The organism is Aliamphritea spongicola, from assembly GCF_017051665.1.
Taxonomy (GTDB): Bacteria; Pseudomonadota; Gammaproteobacteria; order Pseudomonadales; family Balneatricaceae; genus Amphritea; species Amphritea spongicola.
This window is the reverse complement of record NZ_JAFIDL010000092.1, coordinates 1-290: the sequence shown is the minus strand read 5'-3', so window position 1 is coordinate 290 and position 290 is coordinate 1. Positions and strand designations below refer to the sequence as shown.

The window sequence follows — 290 nt, the reverse complement described above, 5'->3', positions numbered from 1 at the left end:
ATGGTCGAAACCGTCCTGGTGAATGCCTTCCGGCGCCACCAGCGTATCTTTTTGGATGGCGACCACGCGCATCTGGTGGATCTCTATCTCGGCGCCTTCCGGCAGTTCGTTATTTTCGGCAAACAGGTTGCACATCTCCGCCATGCCGGCGCTCTGCAGCACGGCGCTGTCGATAGGCTCGAAGCGGCGCACCACGTTGCCCTGGAAATGGTTGATCTGATCCGACTGCATGAAGGTACGCGGCCCCACTTCGGCGATGTTGGGGTTGAGGTATTTCACGACGGAATAAC

1 protein-coding gene is annotated in these 290 nt (G+C 58.3%); it reads right to left on the bottom strand.

Annotated elements, in window-relative coordinates:
• On the bottom strand, nucleotides 1-290 hold a 290-nt coding region (locus JYB63_RS22880; RefSeq protein ID WP_205660222.1), incomplete at both ends, for a 2OG-Fe dioxygenase family protein.